This window comes from Pseudomonas sp. 6D_7.1_Bac1 (assembly GCF_025465945.1).
Lineage (GTDB): Bacteria > Pseudomonadota > Gammaproteobacteria > Pseudomonadales > Pseudomonadaceae > Aquipseudomonas.
The window spans coordinates 26,874-45,122 of the sequence record NZ_JANLNW010000001.1 but is presented as its reverse complement, the minus strand read 5'-3'; the positions used below and the strand labels follow the sequence as shown (position 1 = coordinate 45,122).

Genomic DNA, 18,249 nt, shown 5'->3' with positions numbered 1-18,249 from the left:
TATTATTCGCGGCTACGGAAAGTGGCCCACAGGCGGGTGCGCTGACGCATGTCCTTGAGGCTCATGCTCTGGTCGGCGTACAGCCGGCCGCGCACGTCATCGGGTGGAAAGATGTCCGGGTCATTGCGCACCGCCGTATCAACCAGGGGCGTGGCGGCCTGGTTGGCGGTAGCGAAAAACAGCGTGTTGGTCAGCGACGCGACGGATTCGGGGCGCAGCATGAACTCGATGAAGGCCCGTGCGGCTTCCGGGTGTGGCGCGTCCTTGGGAATCGCCAGGTTGTCCTGCCAGACCAGCGTGCCTTGCGTGGGAATTCGGTAAGCGACCTCGAAGGTTTTATTGGCCTTGCGGGCCTGATCTGCGGCCATACTGGCGTCGCCGTTGTAGGTCAACGCCAGACATACATCGCCATTGGCCAGATCAGTGATCTGTCGGCCCGTGGCCACGTATAACACTGAAGGCTGCAATTGATGCAACAAGGCTTCGGCAGCCGCCAGATCGTGCTTGTCGGCGGTGTAGGGATCTTTACCGAGGTAATGCAGCGCCAGGCCGATGACTTCCTGAGGTGAATCGAGAATCGCGATGCCGCAATCCTTCAGCTTGCTGGCATATTCAGGTTTGAACAGCAGATCGAGGCTGTTGAGTGGCACTCCCGGCAAACGCTTTTGTACCGCTTCGACATTCATACCCAGACCCAGCGTGCCCCAGGTGTAAGGCACGCCGTAGCGGTTGCCCGGATCGACCGCCGCGAGTTTCTGCAACAGGTCCGGATCAAGGTTGGCATAACCCTTGAGCCCCTCATGAGGAATTTCTCTGAGTGCCCCGGCTGCCAGCCCACGGGCCAACACACTGGAAGACGGCACCACCACGTCATAACCGCTGCCACCGGTAAGCAGCTTGGTTTCCAGCACCTCTGCTGTATCAAAGGTGTCGTAGCGCACATGGATGCCGGTTTCCTGCTCGAATCGCTGCAGGGTTTCGGGTGCCACGTAATCGGCCCAACTGTAGAGATTGACCACCTTGTCTTCGGCCTGAGCCGACAAAGCGACGGCAAAAACCAGTGCCGGACAACACAACCTGAAAAACGTACTCATGACGACTACCTGCAGGATTGGAGTCGTTGCAGCTTGCGCGCACTGATACATTGGTAAAATATTAAGTTTATTATCCTGACTTTAACCATGAGTAATGTTTGATGCTAGGTCAACTGCACGATCTGGACCTGCACCTGCTGCGCCTGTTCGTCAGCGTCGTCGAATGCGGCGGCTTCAGCGCCGCCCAAGGCGAGTTGGGCCTGAGCCAGTCGAGCATCAGCCAGCAAATGGCCAAGCTGGAAACCCGCCTCGGCTATCGGCTGTGCAGCCGTGGCAAAGGTGGCTTCAAGCTGACGCCCAAGGGCGAACAGTTGCTGCTGGCGACCCGTGGGTTGTTCGAATCCATCGAAGCCTTCCGCCATCAATCCAACGGCGTCGCCGGGAGGCTGATTGGCGAGGTGCGTGTGGGACTGTCCGAAGCCCTCGAACAGTCCGTGCTGCAACAGGTGGCCGAAGCGATTCGACGCTTTCGTGAACGGGATGAATCGGTGCGCATCGAGCTGATCAGCGCCATGCCTGCGGAAATGGAACGGTTGCTGTTGCAGCAACGGCTGGACCTGGCGATTGGTTACTTCTCTCAGGTGCAAAGCGCCTTCGACTATCGCCCGATTTTCGCCGAAACCCAGCATCTGTATTGCGCTGTCGGACATCCCTTATTCACCAACAACGCCCCGAATGAAGAAGCGTTGCGCAACACCGACCGGGTCGATCACCCCTACCGCTTCCTGCGCAGTGACGAGCCGCTGCACAGCAAACTCAGCTCGGCGCGCTCGGAACAGGTCGAAGGCACCCTCGCCTTCATACTTTCCGGCAAACACGTCGGCTACCTGCCCGAGCATTTCGCCCGTTCGTGGGAAGACAAAGGCTTGCTCAAGGCTGTTGGCCAACCGGAGCTGAGTTTTGACGTGACCTTCCACCTGGCCCGGCACCGTGCTCAGGTGCCGGGGGATGCACAGTTGGCGTTTGAAGAGGATTTGCTGGCGGCGTTTGCACTTTCGGTGCAGTAGCGCCAAACCCGACCCCGTACCTCGTACCCGTAGCAGCTGTCGAGCCCGCGAGGCTGCGCTCGGCCGCGAAGCGGTCGTAAAATCAAGCAACACGTTCTTTCAGGCAAACCGCATGCACAGGATTTACGAGGACTTCGTCCTCGAACGCAGCCTCGCGGGCTCGGCAGCTGCTACGGGCGTTTATGCTTGCCCACGCAACCTCCGTCGCGGGCTACAACGCCTTGCGTCGCGCCCTACACCTGCGCCAGAATCCGCCGGCTTGTGCGCTTGGGTCCTCGCCTCTATCGTTTCCGTGTCGCTGATTATCAGCGATCGGGTTTGGTAGCCCGGGTAAGGCGCACAGCTCCGACACTTCCATTCAGTGACGCTTTTTTTCGTCTGCTGTTTGTTATGGCGGCTGTGCGCAGGGCGCCTTCGGGTGCGCCGGTTTCCTTACCCGGTCTACCAACCTGCGTTCAGTCGTCACCCTATCGTTTGGTAGCAATAGGTTGCGACTCCACTTTTAAGTAAGGAGTTTCACCATGTTCAAAGCCACACCGAATCCCCCCGAAACCGACCCGGTTTCCCCCTACGCCTCCCTCGATTCAAAAGAACTCCACGCCGCCGCGCACCGTGCGCTCGATCATTACCTGGTACTGCCTGAGACCAAAGCATTGCTGGCCGACCGTCGCCCCGGCTGCATTTTCGTCATCGCCCCCGACGTCGACAACGAAACCCTGCTGGCCCACGTCTGCGAGACCCTTGCTTCGGCCAATGTCATGGCCAGCGATCTGGCGTTCGACCTCGAAGGCCCCAAACGCAATACCGCGCTGGCGATTCAGCAGATGATTTCCCTGGCCGAATTGGCCGTTAATCGCGCACTGGATCACCTCGATCCACCGGAATAACGGATAAGAACGCAGCTCCCGTAGCAGCTGCCGAGCCCGCGAGGCTGCGTTCGAGGACGCAGTCCTCGCCAATCCTGCATACGCGGTTCACCTGAAAGAACGCAATGCCTGATTTTACGACTGCTGCGCAGCCGAACGCAGCCTCGCGGGCTCGGCAGCTGCTACGGAGTGTGTAGCGGATTAACTGATCGATAGACCCCGAACAACACAAAACCCGCCACCTTTTCACCAGGCTGGCGGGTTTGTCGTTTCCGTGCGTTGCCCTCGATGCCCGTGGCTGGCATCCTGCGCCTCCATTTTCTGACCTGGCCTTATTGGCACCCTCCCCGTGACCTCATCTGACCACTCGAAAACTACGCTTCGTTCCGACCTGATCTACGGTCTCTACGACCGCCCGCACTTCACCGCGACCGTCTTTGCCGCCCTGCAACACGTGCTGGCGAGCTTCGTCGGGATCATCACACCGACCCTGATCATGGGCAGCGCCCTGGGTCTGCAAAGTGAAATTCCGTACCTGATCAGCATGGCGCTGTTCGTTTCCGGCCTGGGCACTTTCGTTCAGGCACGACGTTTCGGCCCGATCGGCTCCGGCTTGCTGTGCCTGCAAGGCACCAGTTTCTCGTTCATCAGCGTGATTCTCAGCGCCGGCTTCATGGTCAAGGCCCGTGGCGGCGGCACCGATGAAATCCTCTCGACGATTTTCGGCGTGTGCTTCTTTGCCGCGTTCATCGAAGTGGTGCTGAGCCAGTTCATCGGTAAGTTGCGGATGCTGATCACCCCGGTGGTGACCGGCACCATCATCACCCTGATGGGCTTGTCGTTGGTCAAAGTCGCCATGACCGACATCGCCGGCGGTTTTGGCGCGCCGGATCTGGGCGCCGCGAGTCACCTGGCCTTGGCCGCACTGGTGCTGGGCACCATCGTGGTGCTCAACCGGGTCGACGTACCCTTCTTGCGCCTCGGTGCCATCGTCATCGGCCTGACCCTCGGCTACGTCGTCGCGTGGCTGATGGGCGACGTCGATTTCGCCAACATGACCGCCGTGCCGCTGATGAGCGTCCCGGTGCCGTTCAAGTACGGCTTCAACTTCGACTGGGTGGCGTTCGTTCCGGTGGCGGTGATTTTCCTGGTCTCACCGCTCGAAGCAGCCGGCGACCTGACCGCCAACTCGATGATTTCCCAACAACCGGTCAAAGGCCCGATCTACATTCGGCGGATCAAGTCCGGCTTGCTCGCTGACGGCCTGAATTCGGCGATGGCGGCGGTCTTCAACAGCATGCCAATGGTGACCTTCGCGCAGAATAACGGGGTGATCCAGCTGACCGGCGTGGCCAGTCGTTATGTCGCGTTCTTTATCGCCGGGCTGCTGGTATTGCTGGGGCTATTCCCGATGATTGGCGCCGTGCTGCAACTGATGCCCAAACCGGTATTGGGTGGCGCTGAGCTGGTGATGTTCGGCACCGTGGCGGTGGCCGGGATCAAGATTCTTGCCGAGGCCGGCCTGCATCGGCGCAACATGCTGATCGTGGCGATTTCGCTGGGTATGGGCCTGGGTGTCGCCGCCGTACCGGAAGTACTGCGTGAGTTGCCCAAGGCGTTGCACAACATCTTCGAGTCGCCGATCACCGTCGGTGCGTTGTGCGCTATCGTGCTGAATATCTTCCTGCCCGAAGAATTCATGGCGCTTGAAGAGGACGATTTCGATCCGGAAGCTTCGATCCTCACGGTCATGGAGAACCCGGATGTCACACCTCACGGCGAACCACTCAAGCCTGCCGTGGTCGCACAGGTGAACCGCTAACGCCGCTCGAGGGTCGAGCCGCCAGCGCTTCGACCCTTATCTTTTCGAGAGCTCGTTCATGCGCAGATTCCTCGCTTTAAGCCTTTCCCTGCTGTTGCTCAGCTTGAGCGCCTGCGCCCTGTTTCCCAATCGCGATCCGCTGAATGTCAACGTGGTCGGCATCGAACCGTTGCAAAACCAGGACCTGGAAGTGCGTTTTGCGGTGAAGCTGCGCCTGCAAAACCCCAACGAAACCCCCATCGACTACAACGGCGTGGCCCTGAGTCTGGAGGTCAATGGCCAGCCCCTGGCCTCTGGCGTGAGCGATCAAACGGGATCGATCCCGCGTTTCTCCGAAGCAATCATTACCGTGCCGGTAAGCATTTCGGCGTTTTCCGTGCTGCGCCAAACCCTCGGCCTGAGCCAGACGCAATCCCTCGACAACCTGCCTTACGTGTTACGCGGCAAGCTGTCTAACGGCCTGTCAGGCACCCTGCGCTTTGTCGACAAAGGCACACTCAACCTACCGGGCTCGACTGCAGGCACCTGGTGATTCACCGACAAAGACTCGCAACGCCTCAGATAAACCGAACACCCGGCTTGGCCCGTTCATCCACGGTCAACTCGAACACGTCCGGGCGCGCATAGTGCCCGACCACGTCGTAGTCGTAGCGCGCACGCACCAGTTCATCGGTGTCGATTTCGGCCGTGAGCAATCCCGCGCCACCTAATAGCGGCCCGGCCAGCACGTCGCCCATCGGGCCGATGATCACACTGCCACCGGCAATCAATGGGCGCTCGGCCGGCCAGTTGGCAATCTCCAGTCCCAAGGCTTGCGGTGATTGCTGGACCTGACAGGCGCTGACCACGAAGCAACGCCCTTCATGGGCAATGTGGCGCATGCTGACCTGCCACATTTCGCGCTCGTCGACCGTTGGCGCGCACCAGACTTCCACTCCCTTGGCGTACATCGCCGTGCGCAGCAGCGGCATCATGTTTTCCCAGCACACGGCGGCGCCAATGCGCCCGACCTGGCTGTCGATCACGGGCAGCGTCGAGCCGTCGCCCTTGCCCCAGATCAACCGCTCGGTGCCGGTGGGCATCAGTTTGCGGTGCTTGGCCACCAAGCCGGTTTGCGGTTCGAAGTACAACGCGGTGCAGTACAAGGTGCTGCCTGAACGCTCGATCACGCCCAGTACCAGATTCGCACCGGTACGCGCAGACAATCCCGCCAAGGCTTCGGTTTCAGCGCCCGGCACATCAATGGCATTGGCGAAATAGCGCGCAAACGCCTCACGACCTTCCGGCAATCGGTACCCCAACTGCGTGCCGAAGCCTTCGCCCTTGGGGTATCCGCCGAGCAGAGCCTCGGGCATGACCACCAGCCCGGCGCCGGACTCGATGATCGCCTGTTCATACGACAGAATCTGTTCCAGGGTCTCGCCCTTGCCACCTGGCAACGAACCGATTTGCAACGCAGCAACGATGGATTTTGGCATCGCGGTATCTCCCTGAGCATTGAGGTATTGCTCATTCTCCGGCCACCGCCGATCATGAATAAAGCCCCATTCACTGCTGAATGATATGAGCCAAATGAATATCGCCGACATTGACCTCAACTTGCTCAAAGTCTTTGAAGCCCTGCACGACGAGTCCAGCGCCAGCCGCGCTGCCCTGCGCCTGGGCATCACGCAGTCTGCCGTGAGTGCGGCATTGCGCCGTTTGCGCGATGTTTACGCTGATCAATTGTTCGTGCGCACCGGCCGTGGCTTGGCGCCGACGTTGCGCGCCAATCAATTGAAACCGGTGGTAAGCGATGCACTGAACAAGTGTCGACAAAGTCTGGCAATGGTCGACCCGACCGCCAACCAGTACGAAGGCCGCTCAGTGATCGTGGGCTTGTCGGATGATTTCGAGATTGCCTATGGTCGGCGATTGATCGAAGAGATCGCGCAACGAGCGCCGAAGCTGCGGCTGATCTTTCGTCAGACTCACAGTCAGATCGCTGCCAACGCCTTGATGGAGCGTAGCCTTGACCTGGCAATCACTGCCGGTGGTTTTACCGAACGCTTGCTCAGCCGTCAGGTGCTGGGTGAAGGCGGCTATCAGTGTCTGGTCGACCCCGACAGCCTGGACGATGGGCAACAGGAAATCAGCCTCGACGAGTTTGTCGCCCGCGAGCACATTCTGGTGTCGTCTGGAGGGTTTATCGGGATTACCGATGAGGGTTTGGCTGGCCTGGGGCTGAGTCGGCGAGTGTGCGCGTCAACCACGCATTTTGCCGCGCTGCCGTTCTTGCTCAAGGGCAGCCATGCCGTGGCGACCATCCCGGCCCATGCCGCGCAGAGCATCGCCGCACTCAGCGGGCTGGCACTGCTGCCCTGCCCGCTGAGCCTGCCGCGCTATCCAATCGAGCTGGGCTGGCGGACCAACAGCCAACTCGACCCGCTGCTACTGAAGGTGCGCGAAGCGATCGTCGCCAGTTTCAAGACACCCTGAATGAGCTGAAGGTTACTTGGCAGCCATCAGGCGATTGACTTCGCTGCGGACCATGTTCGCGTATTCCGGCGGCGACATGGCGTCCAGCTCGGAACGCACCCATTCAGACCATTTACCTTTGCGCTTGGAGCGCTCGCCGAACAACCGTGCCGCTTCACCTTTGGATTTACCCAGGTTGCTCTGCCAGAGGTCGAACAGACGGGACTTTTCATCTTCAAGCGCAGCGCGCTCGGCAAGGGGCTTGTCGGCCAGATTGAAGCTCATGGGAGTTACCTGCGGCATAAAATAGGCGACATCTTACACTGTAGGCGGAAATCTCCGGAGGCGGATTTACCACTGGCGTTGAGTTTCAGGGTAAAAAGACTGCAACTTTTCCGCGACGCCTACACTCCATTGTTCACTGCCCATTGACCTGCAAGGAGTCACCCGATGGCCCGAAAAACCCCGGTGCAAGCAAACGACGAGCAAATCAAGGATCAAGTCTTCAGCGAGCTTCACGCGCTGATCGAAGAATCGGAAAAACTGCTCAAAAGCAGCGCTTCACTGGTCGGCGAAGAGGCTGAAAACCTGCGCGGACAAGTCGCGCTAAAACTGCGGCAGGCACGCGATTCCGTGTCCAGCGTACGTGAACGCACCCGGCCGGTGGTCGACGCGACCGAAACCTACATCGGCGGTCATCCTTGGCAAACCATAGCGATCTCGGCCGGTTTTGGTCTGGTGGTGGGGTTGTTGCTGGGGCGTCGGTGAAGAACCAACGAAGGCAAGCCCATGACTTAATGCCAGCCAGTTAAGAGCTTCCGGGGGAACGCATAACCCGTAGCAGCTGCCGAAGGCTGCGTTCGAGTGCGTAGCACTCGTAAATCCTGCATGCACGATTAATCTGAAAGACCGCATGGCCAGATTTTACGACCGCTCTGCGGCCGAACGCAGGCTACGCCAGCTGCTACGGATTGCTTACTGGCTTAACTTACCTTTTCACATCAGTTACCCGCCAGTTCCTGCAATTGCGCCAGGGTCTGCGCATCCAGCGCTATGCCTTCAGCCAGCGACTTGGCCCGCTCGCGATGACGTCGGTCTCCCGGCAAACGCCGCAGCCCTACAGCATGCATTTGCCTGACCAGTTCCTGACTGCGTTCAGCGAAACTCTGCCCGGCGGCTTTGCTCGGGTCGATCACGATCAGTAACTGACCCGTCCACGGGGTTTTCGCCCCGGGATGATTGGACCAGTCGAACTCGAACGAGAAGTTGCCGCCGGTCAACGCCGCCGCCAGCAGCTCGACCATCATCGACAATGCCGAACCCTTGTGCCCGCCGAATGGCAGTAATGCGCCGCCCTCCAGAATGGCTTTCGGGTCCTGTGTTGGCTGGCCAAGGCTGTCCACGCCCATGCCGGGTGGCAGACGCTCACCCTTGCGCGCCGCGATCTGTACATCACCATGGGCAATGGCGCTGGTGGCGAGGTCAAACACTATCGGCTCGGCACCCGCACGTGGAGCAGCGAAGGCAATCGGGTTAGTGCCAAACAAGGGGCGATCGGCACCGTGCGGCACCACGCAGGTCATGCTGTTGACCACGCTCAGCGCCACCAGGCCTTCATAGGCAAAGGGCTCGACATCCGGCCAAAGTGCAGCGAAATGATGGGAGTTGCGGATCGCCATGACCGCGATCCCTGCGCTGCGGGCTTTCTCGACCAACAATGTGCGGCCCGCGGCCAACGCCGGTTGGGCGAAGCCGTTGCTTGCGTCCACCCGAACAAAACCCGAGGCCACGTCTTCGACCACCGGAACCGCCTTGCCATTGACCCAGCCGCTGTTCAGCGTCGAGACGTAACCCGGCATCCGGAATACCCCATGGCTGTGGGCGCCATCGCGCTCGGCGCCGGCACAGTTTTCGGCCAGTACCCTGGCGACTTCCATAGAGGTGCCATGCCTTAAAAATATCGATTCCAGAAGGCCAACCAATTCTTCATACGACAAACGTTGCGTGACTGCATTGACAGCATGATCGTGTGGCACAGACATCTGAAGCTCCGGATTTATTATTGGAGTGGGCAACAGCGTACGTAGACCTAGCGAGCTGATTAAACACCGCTTCCCGAGTCCTCTGTCAACCTTCGTCGTTCAACGCTGCCGAGACGTCCCGCGGGCCTGATCATCAAATACGTAGGTGCCGCTCATGCACTAACTATTTACCACCTTCCGATATGACGAGGGTCCTAGCCTTGCGCTTTCTTCCCGCGACGCGCAACCGTCGCCTCAAGCGAGACAAGAGCAATGACCGAACGACCTTTACCGCTTTTTTTTCCTGAAGCACTACGCGACACAAAAACATTGAGCCCACGCGTCAGAGCCATGGGGTTCACACTCGCGGACCTGACCTGGCTGCGTAATGTTGAACTTGCAACCCACGCGCTGCGCTCGGCGCAAACATCGCCGATGATTGTTGAGAACATCCTGCTGAACGTCGCCGGTTCAGACGCCGAACCTCTTGCCGGTAGCTTCATGATGCACTCGGTGCCCAACGGCACGCAGGCCATTCTCTACACACCCTATGGCGGGCTGGTGAAGTTTGATGACCAGCAGGCGCTATTGAAGGCGCTGGACGACACACTGAAAGATGCTGAAGCGCGTAAGGATCTGTTGAGCTTTCTGCCCATTTCCCAACGCGACTCATTGACTATCGACACCCCATTCAGGTTGACAGGCCGAGTGATCGACGGTCCGGTGTTCGAAGACCAGAGCAGTCTTGTCAAACAGTGCCATCGCAAGAATATCGAGGTCATGCTCCAACAGCTGAGTGAATTGCCAACGCTGACAACAATGCTCAATCAGTTACTCAACACTGTATTGAGCAAGACTTTTCCCGGGCAGGATCAAAGCGCCACCCGTGTCAGCTATTTTGTTGAAAGCCCGGCCGTTGGAACGTCGGAGACGACCACCACCCGCCGCAGGGTTGACTCTGTAACTTTGAGTGATGCGCTATTGCGTTTTTACCTGCATCAGACATGGCCTTCGGAACAGGTTCGGGAGTTCTCCAACCCTCAACAACCCTCTTCCACCAATAATCCGACACACCAGCAACTGTGGGAAAAAGCCGTAAAAGAGATCGCTGCCGGTTTGACGCCAAAGCTGGCAAGCCTGCTTCAGGCGTATTGGGCAGCAGACTTTCGCGCAGGCGTCTCCCGTCGAAACTTCTTTGCTCAAGCCATGAGCGACAAGGCCCGAATGGATCTGTTGTTCAAGCGTCAAGACGCAATCATCAGCCCGGAGCAAAGCCAGGCATTAACCGGACTCCTCGACCGCGATAGCGCTGCCAGCTCAACCGATACCAGCGGCCTGCGCCCTGAAAAAGTTCGTCTCTGGGAGCGCCGCAACCATTTCGTGGAGCTTGCCGGCACACTGATGCTCAACAGCAGCTCCACGGCGTATCTGTATACCCAGTCCAATGGTTTGCAAGTCCTGAAAAATGACACGGACCTTAAAGCGACCCTACGCGCCATGGCCACAGCCGCCGGGTATGCGGACGAACTGTACAGCCTGTTGACCCTGCGAGAGCGTGATGTGTTTCTGGGCTTCGATAAGCCTGATGTGTCGGGAGAGCCGATTCTCGGTCCCGTCTTTCAGGGCATGGTCGATGACATCATCACCAAGCAGCAAGACAACATCACTTATGCGCTGGACAGCTGTCGCAACAGCGATGGCGCCTTTGATATTCAGGCCCTGTTCGATCAGGCACTGGATGTTCGCGGCCTGCTCGACAACCAATTGCTGGAGACGGTCACCACGCAGCGCTGGCGTGCACGCGCTGCGAATAGTCCTTCGATTGTGTTGGCGGTACAGGCCGCCCTGTCGATTAAGAAATTTCAAAGCGCTCAATCGTCCCTTGATTTGAAAACAGCAGCACTGCCTTCAGGTAGCGTTGAGCAACAACGCACTTCTCTGGAGGCCATCAAGGCTGATCTGGCCCATGCAATGTCGGTCGGGATTCGGGGTGAAGCAACACTTCGCGTGCTCACCAAGACACTGCGGGCAGACGAAAAAGCGATCATCGATACCGTGCTCAACCCGGACAAACCGACTCGCAGTCAAAGGGACAAGCTGCACGGGTTTCGACCAGATGCCTGGTCATTGATGCTTGAGTGCTCGAATGAGCCGAATCTGATACCGCTGGCAAACTGCTTTTTGCTGACCGAACGTGGCGGACTTGACCCGTCCACCTCCGGTCGGGCGATCCTCTGGACGCCTGGGCGTGGGCTCGAATCCTTCAGTTCCATCGCCAGCGCCAAAGTCGAATTGGATAGACGTCTTTTGGATAACAATAAACGACTGTCGCTCCTGGAGAATCTTCCCCGCACGCAATACCGTCCGCACCGGACTTACACACTCGAGTCTTTTCGACTGATTGAAAGCAATGTGCTTCAGGACCGCCAGCAATCCGCCATCGAGCATTATCTGGACGCCAGGAAACTCACTCTCTCGCTAAAGTTACCCGCCGCCTCGGTACTGGCTGATGTTGAGCAACACAAGCGCGCGCCCACCCCACTCAACCTCAAGCGTGCGACGCAAATTGCCGAGGCAATCATCACGCGACAGTCGCTACCGGTCTGGCTGGGGGCGGCACCCGACAGCGACGTGCAACGCCATATAGAACTACTGGAGCAGTATCGGCACAGCGTTGAGAACAGCGAAGACTACCTGCATGGCATCAAGCCGTTGACAGACTACGTCCGCGAACAGCTGAAAACACTGATGACAGGGCGATTCCCGGGAGTCAGCCTCGATCCAGACCAATTGAGGGTGACGCCCAATCCGACGTCCGCTGGTGCTGTGCAAACATTGACCGATTTCGCGCTGAACCCTACCCATGGGTTGCAAAGCACCGGTTTCACCCTTACATCGAAAATCGCCCAGACGCTCCCGGCAGGCCTGGACGCCAACGAAGTCAAAAGGCTGTTGCAGCAGCTGGATATCCAGACGGCATACCGCCAGTTCCTGACAGAGAAATTGGCGAGCGACGCAACAGACGTCGCCTCCCGACAACAACGGTTCATCAAGCAGTTGCCTTGGCAGCTACTGCTGCATGCCCACACGCTGAAACTGCAGGGCAAGCTCTCCGAACGCAGCTTCGGCTTGATTCAGCAAGTTCTGGACATGCCGGACGCCCTGGCACGTGCAGCCGTAAGCGGAGCCAACGCCATCGTTCGTCCTTTGGAACTGATCGCAACCGAAGGCGCCGCGGCAGTCAAAACATTGGGGCTCTACCTGATAGGAGAAAGCGCCACAGGGCCGCAGATTCTTTACGCGCCGTACGACAAACATCTGGGGCTCACCGAATATGAAAATGAAGCCGCCGTCCTGAGCTCGATCAACCGTGCGGGGCCACTGCGGGATCTTGTCCTCAGACGCCTGCCGGATCCGCATAAGGCAACCTACGAAAACGTGTTGGCAAGCACCAGCAATACAGCTATTCGGCTGGCGTCCAACCCTATCGATGGAAACCTGTTGCACCTGCTATTCATCGATAACAAAGACCTGCTGTCACACCTGCTCGGCAGTCAGTCTCAGCGTAGCGCAGAGTCCGACTGGGAAACGCTCAAAGTATTGTTCTCCAAAGGCATCAAATTCGGTATCCAGTTTTTGCCTGGCAAACTGGCGATCCCCCTCATGCTCCGGGATAGCTACACAGCCTTCAAACAGTCGGCCGAAGCCCTTCAGGACCATCACTGGAAGACGGCGCTCAGAACCTTCATCAATGGCGTTGCGCAAATGGTCTCGCTGGGTAAGTTGCTTCGTGAGCCCGCGGCCTCGACTGCCGAGCCGGTTGTGCGCAGCGAACCGGTGGTCGAAACACCTTTCGTTGCCACTGACGTGACCAAGGTCGATGTCACTTCACCTTCACGCACCCTGCTGCAACCCTTTGAGGCCACAGGTGTCGAGTTGAAAAAACTGGGGGCAAAGGCTTCTGACGGCGCTTACCTTGAGTCGACGACCAGCCACAAATACGCCCCTGTCGATGGAAAGGTTTATCGAATCGAAAAATCCGGTGCGGCATCACGCATCGTCGATGACCAACGCCAGGGTCCTGATCTTTTAAACAGTGGCACACAGTGGGTACTGGATCCGGAAGTGCATACCGCTCATTTCGGTAAAGCCATGTCGCTGCTGCGCAACAAACACCAGCCTCGCGACTCAGTGCGAAAGTTCATCAACGTCGAGGCCCGGGGCATGGAGGCCATCCATCGGCTCTACCCGGAAAAGGCCAGGATGATTCTACAGGCGCTGGATATGGCGCGTTTCTACGCATTCAACAGTCTGCATAATTTGGCTCAATTGAGAGCGGCCACATCGGGAACACGACTGGATGGTTTTCTCAAAGAGTTCTTTAACGTGCCGACGATCGATAGCGCCATTCTGAATAAGATCAAGGCCACCATCGTTCCGTTGTGCGAGGCGCTGGTGGACCCGACTCTGGACAGACTCGATCACCAGCGTTTCATCGTTGGTTCAAGCCGCTATCCCGAGGATGCCGTGATCGCCTTCGTACTCGCTGCAGATCAGCAACAAACTGTGCATTTCACAGAATTGTTCTTCAAGCCAGGCCTGAGTGAATATGACCATGCGCTGACAGAACCTTTCGATGTCGTCGCCCATGCTCAAGCGGCTTCATTGATCCATGAGTTTTCACACCTGTTTTCCGGAACCATTGACATTGCATACGTGGAATCCAGAAGACCCTTTAGCGACCTGATCTCGACATTCACCATGCAAAACAACTTATTGAAACTGGCTCAAGAGCAGTTTCAGCGCGAGGCATTGTCGCTACACACCCCCATCGATGAATTGTTCGCCTATTGGAATAGCGAGCTGAATGTCTGGCAGGACCTTGATGACATTCCCGAAGCTAAAAAACTGCGTGACCTGATAAACAGCATCACCGGCACCGGCAGCATGGCCGAGGCACGCAGTGTATTTCTTGACCCGGCCTCAGCAGAGCGGCGGATCGACACCATCCTGCGCAATGCCGATTCTGTTGCGCGGCTGGTCTGTGAAATGGGGCGTCGGCTCGATCCGGTGCCCTAGGCCCATGAACCAAGCCTCAACCGCCATCTCGGCAATCACCAGCAACCCGGTTTGATTGAGCATTTTTCCACGCCCACTCAGGACAGTGCTCAGTCATGTCCTGACGTGGGACATCGAAGGCTGGAGGGAATGTGCCCTGCCAAGGTAACGATTCAATATGAAAAAATTTAACCGTCCACATCCCGGCAAAACCGGGCATCTCACCTTGCGCTGACGTGGTTCCGACAAATTTTCTACATTCGAGCCTTCATGATTTGCTCAGCTCATTCGTCATTAATCAATGAGAGCGCCCATCACTGTTTCCTGATCAGGCTCTGAAAAGGAGTTATTGCATGTACAACTCGCAACTGCCAACGGATGGCAACACTGCACCCAACAGCGCTTCGCTGAATCTGGACGCCGGCACGTTCGCCAAAAACGCCGATCGCCACAGCAATGAGCGCATCCGGCAGCTACTGAAAAGCTTCGGCCTGCGCACCAGCCTGATTCGCCTGAAAGTGATCGACGCACTATTGACCGCCGCCGAGAACGATCAGCCTCTAGGAGTGCGAGGCGTGCACAGCCACTTGCTGGAGCTGGATATTCCCCTGTCCTTTCTCAGCGTTCGCGAAGTGTTGAAACGACTGTGCAGCGAAGGCGTGATTGTCTTGAACCCGGACAAGAGCTACAGCCTGCACCCGCAAGCGACCGCCGTGCTCTACGGCAAACAATGATGCATGCCGCGTCGCTTAAGGTTTGACCTTGCGACGCATCACGCCGTTGATCACCACCACGATTACCGCCACGCCGATGGCGATGTACTGGAACAGCTTTTCGCTGATCATTCCGGCGTTCTGCATGTACGACAGACCAACCATGATCCCCAGCACGACAAGGGAGATCAGAATCGAATATTTCAAACGTTGCGACTGGGTCATTGCGGGTTCCTGAACCTGAAAATATGTATCCGGTTTGTATCCTGATGCATGCCAAGCCCCTACGCTACTTCGGGGATGAGCGGCTGCAAACGAGGTCTCATGTTACAGCCCGTGAAGCATTTTGGCTCCATGCGGTTCAAACGATGAGGATTGAGAAATGTTCCGTCGAATCACTGTGCTGATTCCCCTGCTGATTATCCTGACCATGAGCGGTTGTGTATGTTTCCCATGCGGAGGTGGCTGGCATGGCGACCACCGCTACTACCATGATGGCTACTACCGCCGTTGACCTGTATTAAGGGGGGGGATTCATACCATTAAGTGTTCCCATGCCCTCACTGTTTGACAACCCTATATAACTTCAAGATAAAAGCCCGCTACTTAGCGGGCTTTTTCGTACAAGGGCTTTACACCAAGTTCTGTAAGACAATATCCCGAACATATACCGGCATAATTACCAAATACATACCCCCGACATAAAGCGACAACTATCATTTTCGACAAACCAACAATTTGGCTTGGCTTATTATTATTCCAGACTACTCTAATGCTGAAATACCCGTATAAATCAACCGTGAAAATTCTGGAACTTTATGCTCAACCCCCTTATAAAAATCGGATCTTTCCGGGCGCTGGGCTTTTGCCTGGCGATTACACTTTTTGAACTGCTGACCTATATGGCCAGCGACATGATAATGCCTGCCATGGTGACAGTAACCGATGACCTGAATGCCAGTGCAAACCATATTCCGTCGGCCTTCAATCTGTACTTGCTGGGAGGCGTTCTTCTGCAGTGGCTGATTGGCCCGCTTGCGGATAGTTTCGGACGCCGAAAAGCACTCTTGATGGGCTGCGCGGCCTTTGCCGTGACGTGTGGCATGACCGTCTGGGTGCAGAGTATTTTTGCATTCAACCTGCTGCGCCTGCTTCAGGGCATGGGATTGGGGTTTGTCATCGCCGTCAGTTACCCCGCACTGCAGGAGGTGTTTTGTGAAGCCGACGCGGTTCGGATCATGGCCGTGCTGGGCAACCTCGCCCTGCTCTCTCCGCTCCTTGGTCCGTTGGCTGGCAGCCTGATGCTGAAATGGATTAGCTGGCGTGAGCTTTTTCTCATGCTCGGCGTCCTCGGCACCCTGGTGTGGCTCGCGCTTTATTGGGTCATGCCGGAAACCATAGGCGTGCTACGCCAGGACGGTACACGGCTAAACCCCACGCCATTCAGGCTGCGGACGATAGCCCTTCGATACATCGCCCTGCTCAAGAACCGCAGATTCCTCTGCGCCAGTGTCGCGCTCGGGTTAATGAGCTTGCCACTGATCGCCTGGATCGGCCTGTCGCCTCTCCTGCTGATTCAGGGACAAGGGTTGTCCGTTCTTGAGTACGGGCTGTGGCAGGTGCCGGTCTTCGCCGCCGTCATCATCGGCAATCTGGTACTGAACCTGATGATTGCCAGAACCCGCCTGGAAGGTCTGATCCAGCGTGCGCTCTGGCCATTCTGCGCAGGTCTGCTGCTACTGATCATCGCCAGTCGGTTTTCCCTTTCGATCCCGGTTCTGGTCAGTGGCCTGATGCTTTACGGCATAGGTCTTGGGATGAGCAATGCAGCGCTGTACCGCGCGGCGCTGTTCACCAGTGACGACAGCAAAGGATTGGTCTCGGCCATGGTGGGGATGATCTCCATCGCACTAATGGCCGGCGCAGGCTCAGTCATCGCAGCGCTGGGCGCCGGCGAAGCCCCGGGCTACTTCGCCCTGACTGTCGGTATCGCAGGACTTCTGGCACTGCTGCCATTGCGCTGGTTTCTGCTTCCGGCCGGGCCCGCGCTCCCCATATAACTCAATCAAAAAAAGGATTTTTGATGATTCATCTACCCTACACCGATGCCTTGTGTGCATTGCCACGACCGTATGGCCAGGACGCTGTCCCGTTAGGCTTATTCGACCACTCGATGCGTGAAATAAGCCTCTTTCATTGCCACCACACGCCAGGTTATGAGCATTGGCTGGAGGCTAACGGCCTGAGTGCCAGCACGCTGGATGAACTGGACGACTGGTCGCGCTTACCGCCGCTGTACGCCAACTACTTCAAGCAGCGCCTGCTGCTCAGTCCCACCGGGCAAGACGCCCTGGAGCTGACCTCTTCGGGCACCAGCGGCCAGAAAAGCCGCATGCGCTATGACGTACGCAGCATCACAGCGGCCCAGAACATGGTCAGCCGGATCTTCGAGCATTACGACTGGATCAGCCACACCCCGTGCAACTACCTGTTGCTGAGTTACGAACCGGTAGGTGCAATCAGCCTGGGAACGTCCTATACCGATCAGTTCCTGTGCCAATACGCGCCGATCAATCGAGTGGTCTACGCGCTACGCGCCACGGGCAGCGGCCACGAGTTCGATGTATTTGGCGTGATCGAAGCGCTGCGTCAGTTTGCCGATGAGGGTTTGCCCGTGCGCATTTTTGGCTTTCCGGCGTTTCTTTGGCAAGCCTTGCAACGAATGAAAGACCTTGCGGCACCCGTGCTTGAACTGCATCCCGATTCGCTGGTGTTCCTGGGTGGCGGCTGGAAAACCCGGTCGAGCGAGGAAGTCCCCAGGCAGCAGCTTTACTCCCGGGTTGCGCAACAGTTGGGGATAGACGTCAGTCGTTGTCGAGACGGGTACGGCGCTGTCGAGCATGCGGTGCCGTACATCGAATGCGCCAACCATCACTTCCATGTCCCGGTCTATTCGAAGGTATTTATACGAAACCCAAGCGATTTCGCCGTCCAACCCTATGGCAGGCGTGGTCTGTTGGCGTTCGTGTCACCCTACATTTCATCGAGCCCGGCCCATGCCGTGGTCATGAGTGACCTGGCAACACTTCACCCGGGTGCAACCTGCGGCTGTGGCCTGGCGACCGACTGGTTTGAGCTGCATGGCCGCGCCGGAACCAGCGCCAGTCGTAGCTGTGCGATGGCCGCCTCCGAACTGATCAGGAGCGCTTGA

The 18,249-nt window shown here is 57.7% G+C and carries 15 protein-coding genes; 10 read left to right on the top strand and 5 right to left on the bottom strand.

Annotated features, from left to right (window positions below; genetic code table 11):
- Positions 1–2: 2 nt before the first annotated feature.
- The gene (locus tag NTD87_RS00170; RefSeq protein ID WP_262111045.1) at positions 3–1,094 is read right to left on the bottom strand and encodes a polyamine ABC transporter substrate-binding protein; all 1,092 of its coding nucleotides are present in this window, start codon (positions 1,092–1,094) and stop codon (positions 3–5) included.
- Between the two features lie 101 nt (positions 1,095–1,195).
- On the opposite strand from NTD87_RS00170, the gene NTD87_RS00165 reads away from it, so the two are divergent.
- The 4 genes from NTD87_RS00165 to NTD87_RS00150 all read left to right on the top strand — a co-directional run bounded on the left by NTD87_RS00165 (position 1,196) and on the right by NTD87_RS00150 (position 5,321).
- Positions 1,196–2,101, top strand: a complete 906-nt coding sequence (locus tag NTD87_RS00165) for a LysR family transcriptional regulator (protein WP_262111044.1) — start codon at positions 1,196–1,198, stop codon at positions 2,099–2,101.
- A 521-nt stretch (positions 2,102–2,622) separates the two neighbouring features.
- Entirely contained in the window at positions 2,623–2,988 is a 366-nt protein-coding gene (locus NTD87_RS00160; RefSeq protein ID WP_262111043.1) for a DUF6124 family protein, read from the top strand.
- 328 nt (positions 2,989–3,316) lie between these two features.
- Complete coding sequence (locus NTD87_RS00155; protein WP_262111042.1) at positions 3,317–4,789, top strand: nucleobase:cation symporter-2 family protein; 1,473 nt, start codon at positions 3,317–3,319, stop codon at positions 4,787–4,789.
- A 58-nt stretch (positions 4,790–4,847) separates the two neighbouring features.
- Positions 4,848–5,321: an LEA type 2 family protein gene (locus NTD87_RS00150; protein WP_262111041.1), complete on the top strand. Its 474-nt coding sequence runs from the start codon at positions 4,848–4,850 to the stop codon at positions 5,319–5,321.
- A 25-nt stretch (positions 5,322–5,346) separates the two neighbouring features.
- Here NTD87_RS00150 and NTD87_RS00145 read toward each other — a convergent pair whose 3' ends face one another.
- Positions 5,347–6,267 carry a carbon-nitrogen hydrolase family protein gene (locus tag NTD87_RS00145; RefSeq protein ID WP_262111040.1) on the bottom strand — a complete coding sequence of 307 codons (921 nt, stop codon included), beginning with the start codon at positions 6,265–6,267 and terminating at the stop codon, positions 5,347–5,349.
- A gap of 85 nt (positions 6,268–6,352) precedes the next feature.
- Between NTD87_RS00145 and NTD87_RS00140 the strand changes: the two genes are divergently transcribed.
- Positions 6,353–7,267 carry a LysR family transcriptional regulator gene (locus NTD87_RS00140; protein ID WP_262111039.1) on the top strand — a complete coding sequence of 305 codons (915 nt, stop codon included), beginning with the start codon at positions 6,353–6,355 and terminating at the stop codon, positions 7,265–7,267.
- A gap of 12 nt (positions 7,268–7,279) precedes the next feature.
- On the opposite strand, the gene NTD87_RS00135 is transcribed toward NTD87_RS00140, so the two are convergent.
- A complete protein-coding gene (locus tag NTD87_RS00135) occupies positions 7,280–7,531 on the bottom strand; it encodes a hypothetical protein (RefSeq protein WP_262111038.1) in 252 nt (83 codons plus the stop codon).
- 165 nt (positions 7,532–7,696) lie between these two features.
- On the opposite strand from NTD87_RS00135, the gene NTD87_RS00130 reads away from it, so the two are divergent.
- A complete protein-coding gene (locus NTD87_RS00130; RefSeq protein WP_262111037.1) occupies positions 7,697–8,014 on the top strand; it encodes a YqjD family protein in 318 nt (105 codons plus the stop codon).
- Positions 8,015–8,247: 233 nt separating this feature from the next.
- Here NTD87_RS00130 and NTD87_RS00125 read toward each other — a convergent pair whose 3' ends face one another.
- A complete protein-coding gene (locus NTD87_RS00125; protein WP_262111036.1) occupies positions 8,248–9,288 on the bottom strand; it encodes an Ldh family oxidoreductase in 1,041 nt (346 codons plus the stop codon).
- Positions 9,289–9,540: 252 nt separating this feature from the next.
- Here NTD87_RS00125 and NTD87_RS00120 point away from each other — a divergent pair, with 252 nt between their 5' ends.
- Both NTD87_RS00120 and NTD87_RS00115 read left to right on the top strand, forming a co-directional pair.
- Positions 9,541–14,346, top strand: coding sequence for a dermonecrotic toxin domain-containing protein (locus NTD87_RS00120; protein ID WP_262111035.1), 4,806 nt, complete (start codon positions 9,541–9,543; stop codon positions 14,344–14,346).
- Between the two features lie 332 nt (positions 14,347–14,678).
- Entirely contained in the window at positions 14,679–15,059 is a 381-nt protein-coding gene (locus NTD87_RS00115) for a fe2+ zn2+ uptake regulation protein (protein ID WP_262111034.1), read from the top strand.
- 15 nt (positions 15,060–15,074) lie between these two features.
- Here NTD87_RS00115 and NTD87_RS00110 read toward each other — a convergent pair whose 3' ends face one another.
- Complete coding sequence (locus NTD87_RS00110) at positions 15,075–15,263, bottom strand: hypothetical protein (RefSeq protein WP_123424768.1); 189 nt, start codon at positions 15,261–15,263, stop codon at positions 15,075–15,077.
- A 593-nt stretch (positions 15,264–15,856) separates the two neighbouring features.
- On the opposite strand from NTD87_RS00110, the gene NTD87_RS00105 reads away from it, so the two are divergent.
- Together NTD87_RS00105 and NTD87_RS00100 are read left to right on the top strand one after the other, a co-directional pair.
- The gene (locus tag NTD87_RS00105) at positions 15,857–17,098 is read left to right on the top strand and encodes an MFS transporter (protein WP_262111033.1); all 1,242 of its coding nucleotides are present in this window, start codon (positions 15,857–15,859) and stop codon (positions 17,096–17,098) included.
- A gap of 23 nt (positions 17,099–17,121) precedes the next feature.
- Positions 17,122–18,249, top strand: a complete 1,128-nt coding sequence (locus NTD87_RS00100; RefSeq protein ID WP_262111032.1) for an acyl-protein synthase — start codon at positions 17,122–17,124, stop codon at positions 18,247–18,249.